This window comes from Bacillus sp. ISL-55 (assembly GCF_018613155.1).
GTDB lineage: Bacteria > Bacillota > Bacilli > Bacillales > Cytobacillaceae > Mesobacillus.
On the sequence record NZ_JAGGQU010000041.1, the window covers coordinates 26,071 to 41,514 of the forward strand.

Below are 15,444 nucleotides of genomic sequence, written 5' to 3' on the forward strand. Positions count from 1 at the left end.
AGAGTATGTTTGCACCTAAACTAGTGCCAGGGGACGAAATAAGAGTCATCGCACCAGCGACGAGCATGATCATTTTAAAAGAAGCACAGATCGATTTGGCTGTTGAAAGATTGAATAATCTGGGCTTCAAGGTGACATTCGGGAAGAACGCAGATGTCCATGATGAGTTTTTTAGTTCTTCTATTGAAGAAAGAATCGAGGACTTGCATGACGCTTTTGCAGATCCGAATGTAAAAGGGATCCTTACTGCGATTGGCGGCTATAATTCTAATCAGCTGCTAAAATATATAGACTTCGATTTAATTGCTGCAAATCCGAAGATTTTTTGCGGATACAGTGACATTACTGCACTGCAGCTGGCAATCTATCAGAAAACTGGTCTCGTGACCTATTCAGGGCCTCATTTCTCGAGCTTCGGCGTGAAGCATGGACTTGAATATACTATGGAATCGTTTCTGCAGTCAGTCACAAATGATGCCCCATATGAGGTTGTTCCATCTGAAACGTGGTCTGATGATGCCTGGTATCTCGACCAGGAAAATCGGACATTTCATGAACAAAGCAGCTATCTGATCCTTCAGGAAGGTGAAGCCGAAGGAAGACTGATCGGCGGAAACCTTTGTACGATGAACCTGCTACAGGGTACAAAATTCATGCCTTCCCTGAAGGATAGCATCCTGTTCATCGAGGATGACGAGGAAAGCCATTCCAGGAGCTTTGACAGGGACCTGCAATCTTTGCTGCACCTTCCAGATGCTGAATCAATAAAAGCTCTTTTGATAGGCCGTTTCCAAAAGAACTCCAATATTACGGAAGAGGCATTAAGAAAGATTATTTCCAGTAAGGAAGAACTGAGCAAAATACCAATCATCGCAAATGTCAACTTCGGTCATGTTCAGCCATTTGCAACGCTGCCAATCGGGGCAATCGCGACAGTAAAAGCATTGGATGGGCAAACTGAAATATTTATTGAACAAAAAGAATAGGGTTTTTAAATGTATGACACCTTTTATGGGTGTCTTTTTTTGTGAGAATGCGGTTTTTTGATTTGGCAAAACAGCTTGTGGAAGAATCTTGACAGCTTTTAACCCGAAGCTCGTAAAGCTGTCAAAAAAACGTTCGAATTTTGACAGCTTTTCGCCTGAAGCCCGTAAAGCTGTCAAAAAAACGTCGGAATCGTGACAGCTTTTACCCCGAATCCCTCAAAGCTGTCAAGAAAACGCCAGAATCGTGACAGCTATTAGCCTGATGCTCGAAAAGCTGTCAAGAAAACGCCAGAATCGTGACAGCTTTTACCCCGAAGCTCGTAAAGCTGTCAAAATAACGCCAGAATCGTGACAGCTTTTAACCCGAATCCCTCAAAGCTGTCAAGAAAACGCCGGAATCGTGACAGCTTTTAGCCTGAAGCACGTAAAGCTGTCAAAAAAACGTCGGAATCGTGACAGCTTTTACCCCGAATCCCTCAAAGCTGTCAAGAAAACGTTCGAATCGTGACAGCTTTTAACCCGAAGCTCGCAAAGCTGTCAAAATAACGCCAGAATCGTGACAGCTTTTACCCCGAAGCTCGTAAAGCTGTCAAAAAAACGTCCGAATCGTGACAGCTTTTCCTCTGACAACCTCAAACCTATCTTAATTATTGAGGTTTTGACGAAGCAGTGCAGAATTTGTCCAAGGTAGGCATGCAGTCCTCAATCAAGAATATGATTTACCATCCATCGTTCCCAAAATCCCCATACCTGTACTACTTATTTTTTACAACTTCACGAAAGATTCGCCTTTTCTATTCATACAATTTACAGAATGTCCATTTGATTTTAATTGCGGTGAATGGAGTGAATTTATGAAGCCGTCCTACTTGATTAAACCTGCCCTGGATGAAAGCTATCCAGAGATTGACTATGGAAAAGGTGTCTTTCTTTTTGATAAAGATGGCAAGAAATACCTTGATGCTGCATCTGGGGCTGTTACGGCAAATATTGGACACGGAGTTCCAGAAATTATTTTGGCAATGCATGAACAGTCCAAACGGGTGTCTTTTGTCTATCGCTCCCAATTCACCAGTGAGGCAGCAGAAAAGCTGGCAGAAAAACTTGCTGACGCTTTACCGGGTGACTTAAATTGGAGTTTCTTTGTGAATAGTGGTTCCGAGGCAACCGAAACGGCGCTGAAAATTGCGATTCAGTACTGGCAAGAGAAAGGAATCAAGTCAAAAACAAAAATCTTATCAAGATGGATCAGCTACCATGGTATCACTCTTGGTGCTCTTTCAATGTCGGGACATCCAGGGAGAAGAGCAAGGTTTGTACCCTTGCTTGAAGAATTCCCATCGATTTCACCTCCATATTGCTATCGCTGTCCATATCAAAGCACGGCACCTGAGTGCGGATTTTTATGCGCGATGGAGCTTGATGGAGCGATCAAGCGGATTGGTTCTGATCATATTGCCGGGTTTATTGCAGAACCGGTGATTGGCGCTGCTGGAGGGGCGATCACTCCCCCAGAAGGTTACTACGAAACTATTAAAAAGATTTGTGATGAAAACAATATATTATTCATTGCAGATGAGGTGATGACGGGCTTTGGCCGAACAGGGCCGATGCTCGCGTCTGAACACTGGAATATCATTCCCGATATTGTCGCGCTCGGCAAGGGAATGGGTGCTGGATACGCACCAATTGCCGCGACAGTCATCAGTGATCACGTCATGGAGCCTATCCTGCAAGGGTCTAAATCGATCATGAGCGGCCACACACTTAGCGCGAATCCACAATCATGTGCCGCTGCACTGGCGGTATTGGAATACCTTGAGAACAATGGCATTTTAGAGGCTGTGGAATCAAAGTCGGTTTACCTGAAAAATAAACTTGATAAGTTAAAAAATCAGTTTGATTTTATAGGAGATGTAAGGGGAAAAGGTTTGCTCCTAGGTCTTGAATTTGTCAGACTGCCAGCTGCGAAGATCCCGTTTGAACGAAGTATGAAATTAACTGAGCTAGTTGTAAAAGCGGGCAGGTATCAAGGAATCTTGCTGTATCCTGCAGGCGCCGGCATGGATGGAATGTCAGGGGACGCAGTGATTATTTCCCCGCCGCTGACCATCACCAAGCGTGAGATTGACGAGTTAATAAACTTGCTGAAGGCAACATTCATTGAAGTATATAGAATACTGGGATTTCCTTATGAAAACGGAGTTGAAGGATAGATGGAAAATCCATTCGGAAAAATAGCGACGCTACAGCAGGCAATGGAGCATTTTTATGACGGTATGACCCTGATGTTTGGCGGTTTTGGCGGAGTAGGATCTCCTCCTGATCTGATTGACGGCATTCTTAAAAAAGAAATAAAAAATTTAGTGCTGATTGGAAATGATACTGGTTTCCCTGAAATCGGCATCGGGAAAATAGTCAGTCGGGGAAAGGCCAGAAAAGTCATCGCCTCCCATATTGGGTCGAATCCGGTAGCCGGCGAACTGATGACCCGGGGCGAAATGGAGGTCGAGTTCTCTCCGCAGGGAACTCTGACGGAACGCATCCGGGCTGGAGGAATGGGACTTGGAGCAATTTTGACAGATGTAGGCGTGGATCACGAATTCGTTGCAAAAGGCAAAAAAAGAATGAACTTGAACGGCAAAGATTATTTGATAGAGACAGCTTTGACTGCAGAGGTATCAATTGTGTACGCCAAAAAGGCAGACCCCTATGGAAACCTTGTCTTCGATAAAAGTGCGAGGAATACAAACCCGCTCGTGGCGATGGCTGGGAATTTCACGATAGCGGAGGCTGAGGAAATCGTTCCTCTTGGCAGCCTGGATCCAGAAGAAATCATCACGCCCGGTGTTTTCGTTGATATGGTAATACCTTCTGGAGGGGTGAATTGGCAATGGGCATGGGAATAGATGTCAGGAATAGAATGGCCAGACGAGCAGCCGAAGAAATCGCTCCGGGTATGGTTGTCAACCTGGGCATTGGGATCCCTTCTCTAGTACCTAACCATCTTCCGAAAGAAACGAGAGTGATGTTTCATGCCGAAAATGGGATTGTTGGGATGGGGAAGTCGCCTGAAAAGGGGCTGGAGGATGAAAACCTGTGTAATGCTGGTGGATTCCCGGTTACGGTCATGGAAGGCTCCTCTTATTGTGATAGTGCAGTAGCGTTCGGAATGATTAGGAGAGGGAGGGTAGACCTTACCATTCTCGGTTCCTTGCAGGTTAGCCAAAAAGGAGACCTGGCGAACTGGATTGTTCCCGGCAAAAAGGTTCCAGGTATGGGTGGAGCGATGGAACTGGCACAAAAAGCAGGAAAAGTAGCAGTATTGATGAACCATACAGATAAAAATGGTGTACCTAAAATAGTGGAATCGTGCACATTGCCTCTGACCGCCGAAAACTGTGTCGACATTATTATCACAGATCTTGCAGTTTTTAATATACATGAAGGTTCGTTGATTCTGTCTGAACTTTTTGCGCCGCATACGATCACTGAAGTTACTGCTAAGACCGCGTGCGATTTTTCAATCGTCGAGGATCTCCGGATTATTGAATATTAAAGGGGCTGATATCGTGAAATCTGCTGAGCAAAAGGTGAGGAATTACATTAAGGAAAGCAGAATAAGAGGGACACGGCTTTTGCAAAAATTAGTCCAGGAACCAAGTACGAGAGGTAATGAAAGTGGTGCACAGGCGGTCATTATTGAAAAATGCCGTGAGCTGGGACTGGAAATGGATATTTGGGAAATTGGGGATAGTGGATTGACTGTACACCCGGCGTTTTGTTCCGATCGTAAAGATTTCAATGGAAATCCGAATGCTGTAGGAATCATGAGGGGAACTGGTGGAGGCAGGTCGATGATTCTTAATGGTCATATCGACGTTGTTCCTGCAGGCGACCCAAAAGATTGGGATAAGAATGCGTTTAGCGGGCACATTGAATGCGGCAAGCTGTTTGGCAGAGGTTCGACGGATATGAAGGGCGGCACAACTTCACTGCTCATGGCAATGGAGGCAATAAAAAATTCGGGAATAAAGTTAAAGGGAGATGTCATTTTTCAAAGTGTAATTGAAGAAGAAAGTGGTGGAGCGGGCACACTTGCAACAGTCCTGCGGGGTTATAAAGCGGATGCTGCAATCATCCCTGAACCTACCAATATGAAGCTTTTTCCAAAGCAGCAAGGGTCAATGTGGTTCAGGATTTCTGTAAAAGGAAAAGGGGCGCATGGCGGAACGAGGTATGAAGGTGTCAATGCGATTGAAAAGGCGATGCTGGTAATTGATAGACTTAGAAGCTTGGAGTCGCAGAGAAATGAAAGAATCACAGATCCGTTTTTCGAAAGTATTCCCATTCCTATTCCTATCAATATCGGAAAAATCCATTCTGGTGACTGGCCATCATCTGTACCTGATTTAGCGGTAATTGAGGGCAGAATGGGGGTCGCCCCAAATGAAACACAGGAAGAGGCAAAACGAGAAATGTATGAAGCCATTGTCGGTGTTTGTAACGATGACCCATGGTTAACTGAAAATAATCCCGAACTTGAATGGTTTGGTGCAAGCTGGCTGCCAGGTGACCTGGATCCTGAACACGAACTGATTCATGTCCTTACTGAAAGCTATAAGGTGGTTAAGGAACAGTCTCCATTAATTGAAGCATCTCCATGGGCTACAGACGGCGGTATCCTTTCCAAGGTCGGCGGAGTGCCAGTAGTGGTTTTTGGACCAGGGGTAACGGAAGCAGCCCATCAGGCGAATGAATATATCCAGCTTGAAGATATATTTGAAGCGGCGGAAATCATTGCACTGGCACTGCTTAAGTGGTGTGAAATCAGCGAGTAAGCTATTTTTGCAGATTAAAAAAAACAGATTCCGGGTTTTTAAGTCCATTCTTCAAAGAGCACTGAATACCCAAATGCGGACCTGAATATGCGAATCAGGAAGAGGGGGAGTCAAAAGGTGGGAGATATTAAGATAAGGACGGCCATTCCTGGTCCAAAGGCAATGAAATTACTGGAAAGAAAAGAAAAGAATGTTCCTGTTGGACCTTTCAACACAATCAAGTCGTTTGCGGAAAGAGGCGAAGGTGCATTATTGACGGATGTCGACGGAAACACATTCATCGATTTTGCGGGTGCAATCGGGACATTGAATGTTGGTCACTGTCCACCTGAAGTTGTGAACGCACTTCATGAGCAGATCGACCGTTACCTTCACCCTTGCTTCCATGTGATGATGTATGAACCTTATATTGAACTGTCGGAGCTGCTCAATAAAATCACACCAGGGACTCATGATAAAAAAACTTTTTTCCTTAGCAGCGGAGCTGAAGCGGTAGAAAATGCGATTAAAATAGCAAGGAAGTATTCAGGACGAAAAGGAATCATTTCATTTGAACGAGGCTTCCATGGCAGGACCTATATGGCAATGTCCCTGACCAGTAAAGTGAAACCCTACAAGTACCAATTCGGGCCATTCGCACCAGAAACCTATAAATGGCCATACCCTGTGTATTCTCAGGAAAAAGGCATGGCACCTGATGAACTTGATGCATTTATGCTGAAAAGGTTTGAGACCTTTTTCCTTAGCGAGGTGCCTGGCACTGAAATTGCCGCGGTCATTATGGAACCGATTCAGGGTGAAGGCGGTTTTAATATTCCATCCAAAAGCTTTGTTCAAGGTGTCAAGAGGATCTGTGACCAGTATGGCATTCTCTTTATTGCAGATGAAATCCAAACAGGTTTTGGCAGGACAGGGAAGATGTTTGCGATGGAGCATTACGATGTCATTCCTGATTTGATGACAATGTCTAAATCGATTGCTGCCGGGCTGCCAATCAGTGCGGTCACAGGAAAGGCTGAAATTATGGATTCTGCAGGCATAGGGGAAATTGGCGGAACCTTTGGCGGAAGCCCTCTCGGTTGTGTAGCGGCAATAGAAGTCGTTAAAATGATAGAAGAGCAAAAACTTCTTGATAGAGCGAATTTTTTCGGCGAGAAGTTTCAGGAAAGATTCGGCAAGCTGACAGATCGTTTCCCTGAGATTGGTGATATACGTTCCTTGGGAGCAATGTGTGCGATCGAATTTTTCAATGATAATGATCAACCAAACGGACAAATCGTTCGGGAAATACTGGCAAAAGCACATCAGCGAGGATTAATTTTAATGAGTGCAGGGCTTTATGGAAATGTAATCAGGCTTCTAGCTCCTCTTGTAATAACAAATGCTCAAATTGAGGAAGGCTTCAATGTACTTGAATCAGTTATTACTGAATGCTGCCAGTGATAGGAGGAGATATCGATGAAACAGAGTTTATGGATTAACGGAGAGAATGTGGAAACAGATAAATATCGTCCGCTTTCAAATCCTTTTAATGGACAGAATATTGCCGAAGTAGCAGAAGCAAGCAAGGAAGATGTGATAAGAGCAATCGATTCAGCTGCTGGAGCTGCAATGAAGATGGCAGGGATGGATGCCCATAAGCGTTCAGATATTCTTCGGAGGGTAGCTGAATTAATTCAGGAAGACAGGGAAGAGTGTGCCCGTCTGATCGCGGAGGAATCCTCCAAACCTTTAAAGGCTGCCCGCGGTGAAGTAGACCGTACGATCATGACCTATACATTTGCATCAGAAGAGGCCAGGAGGCTCCATGGTGAAACAATTCCGATGGATGCAGCTCCTGGAGGCGAGGGAAGAGTAGCCTATACTGTAAGGGAGCCGCTGGGAGTAGTTGCTGCAATAACACCTTTCAACTTTCCGATGAACCTTGTCGCCCATAAGGTCGGTCCGGCAATCGCTGCCGGAAATACGGTCGTCCTTAAGCCAGCCAGCCAGACGCCGTTATCCGCCTATAAAATCGCCTCCTATTTCGATCAGGCAGGACTCCCTGCTGGTGCTCTAAATGTAGTAACTGGAAGCGGGAAAAATGTTGGTGATGTGCTGATTGACGATGAGCGTGTAAAAATGGTCACGTTTACCGGCAGCCCTGAGGTCGGGAAGCAAATTCGCGAACATGCAGGATTAAAACGAGTAACACTTGAACTAGGATCCAACTCAGCATTGATTGTTGATGAAGGAACCGATCTAAAAAAGGTGATGCCAAGAGTCGTTACTGGAGCCTTTTCAAATCAGGGGCAGGTTTGCATTTCTATCCAGAGAATTTTCGTGCACGAAAAGATATCTGATGAATTTGTATCATTGTTTGTTGAAGAAGCTGGTAAACTGAAAGTGGGAGATCCACTGGATGAGCAAACAGATTTAGCTGCAATGATCAGCAGAAATGATGTGACAAGAGCAAAGGCCTGGATCCAGGACGCGGTGGAGAATGGAGCAGAGCTGGTATATGGCGGAGAGAGTGAAAGACAAATTCTGAAGCCAACTGTGCTGCTGAATGTGCAGCCTACTGATAAAATTTCCTGTGAGGAAGTTTTCGCACCTGTTGTCCATATCAACACCTTCAAGGAATTCGATGATGCAATTGATCAGGTCAATGACTCAAAGTTCGGGCTGCAGGCAGGAGTCTATACGAATGATCTTCAAAAAGCGATGAAAGCGGCAAAAAACCTTCATGTTGGCGGTGTGATGATCAATGACATACCGACCTTCCGAGTAGACCATATGCCATATGGCGGCGTCAAAATGAGCGGAACCGGCAGAGAAGGGATTAAATACGCTTTAGAAGAAATGACCGAACTGAAGCTTGTTTCAATCAAACTAGATTGAACTGTCAGCCTGGCCTAAAGCCAGGCTTTTCATACGATGGGAATTTTTAAGGGGGGCATGAAAATGCATTTAGGGAAAACAGTGCTTATGTCGGAAAAGGAGTATACCATGACCGTTTATCTTGATAAACAGAATAAGCGGGTCAGAGTAGAAGACTATTTAGGGAGCTTATCAAACGTATTGGATCGAGCTGAAGAGCTTGTAGAGAGAGAAAAGGCCGACAAACTGATCATCAAGGGAAGAAGAGAACATTTTAAGCTGCTCCTTGAACGAGGTTTTAGTTATGAGGCAAGTATTGACGGATTTTTCCTGGGCTCTGACTGTGTGTTCTTTTCGAAGTTTTTCAGCGACGAGAGGCGGAATTCCCTACATTGGGTTCAAGAGGATGGAATCATCAAAAGTGTTTACCATTTGGCGGAACCGGCACAGAAAATCAGTCCTCCAAAGGATTATGTTTTAAAAAAAATGACCGAAACAGATGCAGCTGGACTATCTGATTTATACAAAGCGGTTTTCCAAATTTACCCCACACCCTTGAATGATCCAGAGTATATCGTTAAAACAATGGAAGAAGGAAGTATGTATTTCGGATTTGTCCATGATGGTCAAATCGTAAGCGCGGCTTCGGCAGAAGTGAACTCTTTTTATAAAAATGCTGAAATGACTGATTGCGCGACTTTAAAAGAGCACAGGAAGCATGGACTGATGAAGGTGCTGCTTGCCCGCCTTGAGGAGGAACTAATTGAAAATGGCATTTATTGCTCATACTCCATCGCCAGGGCTTTATCATTCGGGATGAACGCAGCCTTGCACCAGTTGAGTTATGCATATCGTGGCAGGCTGGTGAACAATGTATTTATCTATGATAAAATTGAGAACATGAATGTTTGGGTAAAGGATTTGGCAAAATCGCCAAATTTTGGGCAGTGATAAGACAGTTTTTCGGCACTCTGTCATATACTCAATATGGGAGTGTGATGAGATGAATTCGGTATCCAATGTGACGGAAGAAATCTTGAGCGCAATATTGAAGTGCATCGACGAGGCGATCCATGTCGTCAATACAGAAGGCATTACCATATTTTATAATGAAGTTGCTGCCAAGCATGATGGACTGGGAATCAGCGAAGTAGTTGGGAAGCCCCTCCTTAATGTATTCCCTTCACTGAACTATCAGTCCAGCACTCTCTTGAAGGTAATTGAAACGAAGAAGCCGATCTATAATGAAACCCAGTCATTCGTCAATTTGCATGGAAGGAAAATCGACACGGTCAACACGACCCTGCCAATCTTTGTGCAGGGGGAATTGATTGGCGCAGTTGAAATTGCCAAGGATTATTCCCAAATCAAACAGCTTTCTGAACGTCTGGTCGAAGTTCAGAAGAGTCATAAAAATCGTGGCGGGAAAGCCGTTAAACAGCAAGCCGGCTATTCGTTCAGCGACCTGATTACAAACAATAAGCATTTCATGACGGTTAAAAAGAAGGCAGAGAAACTGGCGAAATCTGATTCTCCGATTCTTGTATATGGGGAAAGCGGAACCGGTAAGGAGCTTTTCGTCCAATCCATCCATAATGCCTCCAGTCGGGCAGCCGGACCTTTCATTGCGCAAAACTGTGCGGCTATTCCGGAAAACCTGCTTGAAAGCATCCTGTTTGGAACATCAAAAGGAAGCTATACAGGAGCAGTGGACAGGCCTGGGTTGTTCGAGCTCGCAAACGGTGGGACACTTTTCCTTGATGAGCTGAATTCGATGCCGTTCGACCTTCAGGCAAAGCTTCTTCGGGTCATTGAGGATGGTTCCGTCAGAAGAATCGGCGGTTCGAATGTCACTTCTGTAAACGTCAGGGTGATTTCTGCAATGAATGTATACCCTACGGTGGCAATGGAAGCGAACCAGCTCCGGACAGATCTGTTTTACCGCCTGAATGTATTGACATTTGAACTGATGCCATTAAGACATAGGAAAGAAGACATCCTCTATCTGTCCGATATCTTCATAAGACAATATAACAAGCAGCTGAGGAAGCATGTTTCTGGCCTGGATGATCAAGTAAAAGCCATTTTTCTTAAACACCAATGGCCAGGAAATGTCAGGGAACTGAAGCATACAATTGAATACATGATGAACGTGTGTGAAGGCAGTGTACTGACTGGCCAAGACCTTCCAATGATGATGAAAAACATCCATCCGGATTCTGGTGAAGAAACACGTACTTCCTTTGTTTTGAGAGAGAATCTAAAGGAGCTTGAAATCCAATTGATCAATGATGCGCTGAATGCCTCTGGAGGCAATGTCCAGAAAGCAGCCGTTCTGCTTGATATCCCAAGACAAACACTTCAATATAAAATAAAAAAGTTAAATATATAAATTATCTAATCTGCCGAATTTTCAGCAGGTTATTTTCTTTTAACAGGATTCTGCATCAACCATCCTTCTTAACCCCTTGCAGGAAGCTGAATTGATTAAATTCAGAATAATCCGTCACTTTTGGCATGGAACTTGCATTATAAATAGCTATAAAAATAGCTAGGGGGAAACGGGATGAAACAGACATTATATAAGCCTTCGAGACATTGGAAGGATATTGAGCTTTGGAAGGACGTTACGGAGGAACAATGGAATGACTGGCTATGGCAGCTTACAAATACAATCAGGACACTGGATGATTTGAAGAAGGTCATTAATCTTACACCTGAAGAAGAAGATGGGGTCGGGATCTCGACGAAAACAATCCCGCTGAATATAACACCATACTACGCTTCATTAATGAATCCGGACGACCCGCGATGCCCAATCAGGATGCAATCAGTGCCAATCTCCAAGGAAATTCACAAAACAAAATATGATCTTGAAGATCCACTTCATGAAGATGAAGATTCACCTGTACCTGGTTTGACGCATAGATATCCTGACAGGGTGCTTTTCCTCGTGACCAACCAATGCTCGATGTATTGCCGCTATTGCACAAGGAGGAGATTCTCCGGACAAATCGGTATGGGAGTTGCAAAGAAACAGCTTGATGCCGCAATTAACTACATCAGTAATACTCCTGAAGTCCGCGATGTATTGATATCGGGCGGAGATGGTCTTCTGATCAATGATAATATTCTCGAATATATTCTAAAAAACCTGAGAGAAATCGACCATGTTGAAATCATCAGGATTGGAACCCGGGCACCAGTTGTTTTCCCGCAGCGAATTACAGAGAATCTTTGTGCAATCCTAAAAAAATATCATCCAATCTGGCTGAATACACACTTCAATACATCAATCGAAATCACGGAAGACTCAAAGCGTGCCTGTGAAATGCTTGCCAACGCAGGGGTTCCTGTTGGAAACCAATCCGTCATACTTGCTGGGATCAATGACAGTGTGCCGATCATGAAGAAGCTCATGCACGACCTCGTGAAAATCCGTGTGCGTCCATATTATATTTACCAATGTGACTTGTCTGAAGGTATCGGCCATTTCCGTGCTCCGGTTACAAAGGGGCTCGAAATTATTGAAGGCTTAAGGGGGCATACGTCAGGCTACGCTGTTCCTACCTTCGTGGTTGATGCGCCTGGCGGAGGCGGGAAAATCTCTTTGCAGCCAAATTACCTGATATCCCAGAGTCCGGAAAAAGTCGTCCTCCGCAACTTTGAGGGTGTAATCACCTCTTACCCAGAGCCTGAAAATTATGTTCCAGGCAGGGCGGAAGGTTACTTCAAACAAGTGTACCCAGACTATGAAAAGAAAAAATCGAACGCTGGAATCGCAGCTATTATGAACGACAGTGAATTCAACCTGATCCCTGAAGGACTTGGCCGAATCGACCGCAGGGAAAAATATGAGGAAGATCCTGCACATGCATCCCTGAAGGATAAGCGTGAAAAACGAGATGAGCTGAAGGAAAAGAAATTTATGGCTCAACAGAAAAAAACGACTACTGAAGCAGCTGATGGCCAGGGAGCGATCCCTTCGACTAAGGGGGTTGACTGATGGGGAATTGCGAGTGGTGCAGCAGCGAAAAAACCAAAGCTGTAACAGACAAAGTTTACTGGGAACTGCCGGACGGCACAAAAGCAATCCAAATCAATGAAACTCCTGCCATTCATTGCCTGGACTGCCAAATGACATACCAGTCCGAGTTGATTACAAAGGAAATCGAAGATCAATTATTTTTAATAGATACGAAAAAACTCGGCAAGGAAGTTACCTTTGAGGAACTGATGGCACAGCCAAGATTGTTGAAGCGAAATTACTTTGATTTTTCATCTTAAAATTTAGTGTGATATAAATAACCTAAATTAGAATGCTGTTCACAAAAGTTTCACACTTCCTTTTTATCCAGTTACTCCCTCCTCTTTATAATAGAGTGGGGAGTATTTATTTTGGAAATGGGGAGAGAAAATGTCTATTGCTTTATCAATCATGCTGGTAGCGGCAATGGTTGTCCTATTCTTTTGCGGATATTATGTAAGGCTGATCATTGAGAAATTCGGAATGAACTGGCTCCATGCCGTACCAATCACCGTAGCAATCTTAATGTTCAATATCATATGGGCGCTGCTGGAGATGGCTAAATCAGCCAGATGGCAATAAGAAAAGCGCAAGCGCCTTGCACAGTCCTGGAGCGTCTCGAGGTGTTCAAAGCTAACGTTTCCCGCAAGATACTCGAGGAAGCATTTTATTGGATGAAAACTGACTCGGCACTGGAGCGAAACACTAATCCAAGATGGAATAAGTTTATGCTGCCTTATTAAGTTGGAAAATGCACCTTCCCTAAATTGGAAGGTGCTCTTTTTTTGGCATTAAAGTAGACGTGGACTAAACTAATCCGTTATAGTATGGACAAACTAATTTTAACAATAGGCAGGCGTTCATATATGTATAAAAGCTTTTACCACTTTCTCATGAAATACCGGACCACCAAACCGATGGATGCAATCAGCAGGTTTGCCAATTTCGCATATGATGACCTATCGTTCCCTAAAAATTCGGAGGATTACGATGAAATAAGTTCTTACCTGGAATTGAACGGACATTATCCAGAAAGTATGGCTGTCTTTGACGAAGCCTGGGAGGAATATTTAATAGCAGAAAGTTAATTAGCTCTTGCGGCTTACCCGCGGGAGTCTTTTTTATGCATTTTTTACAGGACGGTATTATTTGTACTCACTCGCTACAAGAGATAAAAGCTTCTTTCATTCTCCATCTAGGCGTAGCGATTTTCAGAAAAGTGCATATACTGTTGTAATCACAATTCACGACTCATCGTTGAGAGGATGGAGGAAATGGAAAAAAGGAAAAAACCTAAGTTTAACATCGGTGATACAGTCGTGATCACTATTTATGGGACTGTGGGGAAAGTAACAAATATAAAATGGCTTGACGGCCTTCATGTATACGAGATAAATAAGAGCGAGGGCTTGTATTTGGAAACAAGTTTGCAGATGCTCTCTGAATACGATGGGAAGCTGCTTGAAAAGGAGCAAATCGACATCGAATACAAATATTTTTTCGGAGACTTAGTGCAGGTAAAGGGATATGGTTCAGATTTATTTAAGGTTGTTGGTTTTCGTACAGAAATCTGGAGATATAAGGAAGATGCCTGGGAGGATGTTATTTATGAACTGTCCAGGATTAAAGATGGAGAATGGCTTGAAGCGGGGGAAGAAGAACTGACACTTGTTGCCGACTCGGACAGTGCAGATACATTTATCCAGAAACTGGGTCTTTTGTTTTCGGCGAATAAAGAAGTAAAGCCATCCGTCAACCTTGAGAAAAAGTCTCATCAGCCAAGAGCCGGTGAAAAAGAAGAGTTGCGGAAAATTCATCAGAAGAGAATGACGATTGATAATCTTCTCGATTTATATAATGATTACCGAATTTTATATAAATGGTTCCAAGATGAAGAGTACGCGCATGTCATGAGAGTCATTCTTCGCAAACTTTCAATGCTTGTTAATAATGATGGAAAAAGCCACGTTTAAAATAACCCTGCAAATTCAAGCAGCACATAAACAAGAAAAGGAATTCCAGCGAATTGGATAACTTTAAATAGGAAGTTCACTATGGAGCCAAACAATTCAACGACCATACTATCTTCTTTGTTCACATCCTCAACAAACATTTCGGCAAGAATACCAAGTCTCTGCATACCAGATCACTCCTAATTTGATTTATTCCATTCTATGCTTGTCCAAAAACAATAGAACAATTTTCAGAAAATTGGTTTAGCTTGGCATTAAACATCGGTGCTTCACATACATTTGGAATAAAGGGGGGCGAATCTGTGAAAGAGATTGAGGTTGTTATCGATACAGAAGAAATTGCTGAATTTTTCTTTCATGAACTTGTAAAAAGGGGATACGTTCCCACAGAGGAAGAACTTGAAGAGATGGCGGATATCACATTTGAATATCTGATCGAAAAATGTATTATCGATGAGGAAGAGGATATAGACTAGGTAAGTTACACTTTGCAGTGGCAGGTTCTGATGAATCTGCCTTTTTATATTTTTCTTTTTGGCTCTGTTAAAGCTAAATGTTGTTTTTACATCCTGTTGATTGTAGTGGAAGGCGCGAAGACTCCTGCGCGATGAGCAAGTCAACGGGAGACCCCGCAGGCGCTTGAAGCGCCGAGGAGGCTTCCGGACTGCAAGGAAGAATTTGATCTTTGAAAAATCCGGCATTAGGGATTTTTCATAATTCTTCCCCGCGGAAAGCGAAGCGCCTGGAACGAAAATCAA

Annotated in this window: 16 protein-coding genes; 15 read left to right on the plus strand and 1 reads right to left on the minus strand. The window is 43.7% G+C overall.

Translation table 11 applies throughout. The annotated features are described in order from the left end of the window. The first annotated feature begins 5 nt into the window (after positions 1-5). From J7E32_RS18795 to J7E32_RS18860, 14 genes are all read left to right on the plus strand, one after another. Complete coding sequence (locus J7E32_RS18795; RefSeq protein ID WP_214910621.1) at positions 6-986, plus strand: S66 family peptidase; 981 nt, start codon at positions 6-8, stop codon at positions 984-986. Between the two features lie 854 nt (positions 987-1,840). Continuing rightward, positions 1,841-3,202 (plus strand): aspartate aminotransferase family protein, encoded by a 1,362-nt coding sequence (locus J7E32_RS18800; protein WP_214910623.1) that lies wholly within the window; start codon positions 1,841-1,843, stop codon positions 3,200-3,202. Beyond that, entirely contained in the window at positions 3,203-3,895 is a 693-nt protein-coding gene (locus J7E32_RS18805; protein WP_214910624.1) for a CoA transferase subunit A, read from the plus strand. After that, complete coding sequence (locus J7E32_RS18810) at positions 3,880-4,545, plus strand: 3-oxoacid CoA-transferase subunit B (RefSeq protein WP_214910626.1); 666 nt, start codon at positions 3,880-3,882, stop codon at positions 4,543-4,545. Before J7E32_RS18805 ends, J7E32_RS18810 begins: the two co-directional genes overlap by 16 nt. A gap of 13 nt (positions 4,546-4,558) precedes the next feature. Next, positions 4,559-5,827 carry a peptidase gene (locus J7E32_RS18815; protein ID WP_214910628.1) on the plus strand — a complete coding sequence of 423 codons (1,269 nt, stop codon included), beginning with the start codon at positions 4,559-4,561 and terminating at the stop codon, positions 5,825-5,827. Positions 5,828-5,914: 87 nt separating this feature from the next. Beyond that, on the plus strand, positions 5,915-7,270 hold the full coding sequence (gene gabT / locus J7E32_RS18820; protein WP_214910630.1) for a 4-aminobutyrate--2-oxoglutarate transaminase: 1,356 nt from the start codon (positions 5,915-5,917) through the stop codon (positions 7,268-7,270). Between the two features lie 15 nt (positions 7,271-7,285). Next, positions 7,286-8,707, plus strand: coding sequence for an aldehyde dehydrogenase family protein (locus J7E32_RS18825; RefSeq protein ID WP_214910632.1), 1,422 nt, complete (start codon positions 7,286-7,288; stop codon positions 8,705-8,707). 63 nt (positions 8,708-8,770) lie between these two features. After that, positions 8,771-9,637, plus strand: a complete 867-nt coding sequence (gene ablB / locus J7E32_RS18830) for a putative beta-lysine N-acetyltransferase (RefSeq protein ID WP_214910633.1) — start codon at positions 8,771-8,773, stop codon at positions 9,635-9,637. Between the two features lie 52 nt (positions 9,638-9,689). Next, positions 9,690-11,078, plus strand: coding sequence for a sigma-54 interaction domain-containing protein (locus J7E32_RS18835; RefSeq protein WP_214910635.1), 1,389 nt, complete (start codon positions 9,690-9,692; stop codon positions 11,076-11,078). A 174-nt stretch (positions 11,079-11,252) separates the two neighbouring features. Beyond that, positions 11,253-12,692 (plus strand): lysine 2,3-aminomutase, encoded by a 1,440-nt coding sequence (gene kamA, locus J7E32_RS18840; protein WP_214910637.1) that lies wholly within the window; start codon positions 11,253-11,255, stop codon positions 12,690-12,692. Continuing rightward, positions 12,692-12,973 (plus strand): YokU family protein, encoded by a 282-nt coding sequence (locus tag J7E32_RS18845; RefSeq protein ID WP_214910639.1) that lies wholly within the window; start codon positions 12,692-12,694, stop codon positions 12,971-12,973. The genes kamA and J7E32_RS18845 overlap by 1 nt, the downstream gene beginning before the upstream one ends. 130 nt (positions 12,974-13,103) lie before the next feature. Continuing rightward, complete coding sequence (locus tag J7E32_RS18850) at positions 13,104-13,295, plus strand: hypothetical protein (protein ID WP_023627685.1); 192 nt, start codon at positions 13,104-13,106, stop codon at positions 13,293-13,295. Between the two features lie 284 nt (positions 13,296-13,579). Then, the gene (locus J7E32_RS18855; RefSeq protein ID WP_214910681.1) at positions 13,580-13,801 is read left to right on the plus strand and encodes a YozE family protein; all 222 of its coding nucleotides are present in this window, start codon (positions 13,580-13,582) and stop codon (positions 13,799-13,801) included. Positions 13,802-13,987: 186 nt separating this feature from the next. After that, positions 13,988-14,686 carry a hypothetical protein gene (locus J7E32_RS18860; protein ID WP_214910641.1) on the plus strand — a complete coding sequence of 233 codons (699 nt, stop codon included), beginning with the start codon at positions 13,988-13,990 and terminating at the stop codon, positions 14,684-14,686. On the opposite strand, the gene J7E32_RS18865 is transcribed toward J7E32_RS18860, so the two are convergent. Beyond that, positions 14,683-14,853 carry a hypothetical protein gene (locus J7E32_RS18865; RefSeq protein ID WP_214910643.1) on the minus strand — a complete coding sequence of 57 codons (171 nt, stop codon included), beginning with the start codon at positions 14,851-14,853 and terminating at the stop codon, positions 14,683-14,685. The genes J7E32_RS18860 and J7E32_RS18865 overlap by 4 nt on opposite strands. Positions 14,854-14,988: 135 nt before the next feature. Here J7E32_RS18865 and J7E32_RS18870 point away from each other — a divergent pair, with 135 nt between their 5' ends. Beyond that, the gene (locus J7E32_RS18870) at positions 14,989-15,162 is read left to right on the plus strand and encodes a YozD family protein (protein WP_023627690.1); all 174 of its coding nucleotides are present in this window, start codon (positions 14,989-14,991) and stop codon (positions 15,160-15,162) included. Positions 15,163-15,444: the final 282 nt, after the last annotated feature.

What these genes read in the sequence shown, in the direction of transcription:
- J7E32_RS18795 (WP_214910621.1), top strand. Translation starts at nt 6, where the DNA reads ATGTTTGCACCTAAACTAGTGCCAGGGGACGAAATAAGAGTCATCGCA.
- J7E32_RS18800 (WP_214910623.1), top strand. Translation starts at nt 1,841, where the DNA reads ATGAAGCCGTCCTACTTGATTAAACCTGCCCTGGATGAAAGCTATCCA.
- J7E32_RS18805 (WP_214910624.1), top strand. Translation starts at nt 3,203, where the DNA reads ATGGAAAATCCATTCGGAAAAATAGCGACGCTACAGCAGGCAATGGAG.
- J7E32_RS18810 (WP_214910626.1), top strand. Translation starts at nt 3,880, where the DNA reads ATGGGCATGGGAATAGATGTCAGGAATAGAATGGCCAGACGAGCAGCC.
- gabT (WP_214910630.1), top strand. Translation starts at nt 5,915, where the DNA reads ATGCGAATCAGGAAGAGGGGGAGTCAAAAGGTGGGAGATATTAAGATA.
- J7E32_RS18825 (WP_214910632.1), top strand. Translation starts at nt 7,286, where the DNA reads ATGAAACAGAGTTTATGGATTAACGGAGAGAATGTGGAAACAGATAAA.
- ablB (WP_214910633.1), top strand. Translation starts at nt 8,771, where the DNA reads ATGCATTTAGGGAAAACAGTGCTTATGTCGGAAAAGGAGTATACCATG.
- J7E32_RS18835 (WP_214910635.1), top strand. Translation starts at nt 9,690, where the DNA reads ATGAATTCGGTATCCAATGTGACGGAAGAAATCTTGAGCGCAATATTG.
- kamA (WP_214910637.1), top strand. Translation starts at nt 11,253, where the DNA reads ATGAAACAGACATTATATAAGCCTTCGAGACATTGGAAGGATATTGAG.
- J7E32_RS18845 (WP_214910639.1), top strand. Translation starts at nt 12,692, where the DNA reads ATGGGGAATTGCGAGTGGTGCAGCAGCGAAAAAACCAAAGCTGTAACA.
- J7E32_RS18850 (WP_023627685.1), top strand. Translation starts at nt 13,104, where the DNA reads ATGTCTATTGCTTTATCAATCATGCTGGTAGCGGCAATGGTTGTCCTA.
- J7E32_RS18855 (WP_214910681.1), top strand. Translation starts at nt 13,580, where the DNA reads ATGTATAAAAGCTTTTACCACTTTCTCATGAAATACCGGACCACCAAA.
- J7E32_RS18860 (WP_214910641.1), top strand. Translation starts at nt 13,988, where the DNA reads ATGGAAAAAAGGAAAAAACCTAAGTTTAACATCGGTGATACAGTCGTG.
- J7E32_RS18865 (WP_214910643.1), bottom strand. Translation starts at nt 14,853, where the DNA reads ATGCAGAGACTTGGTATTCTTGCCGAAATGTTTGTTGAGGATGTGAAC.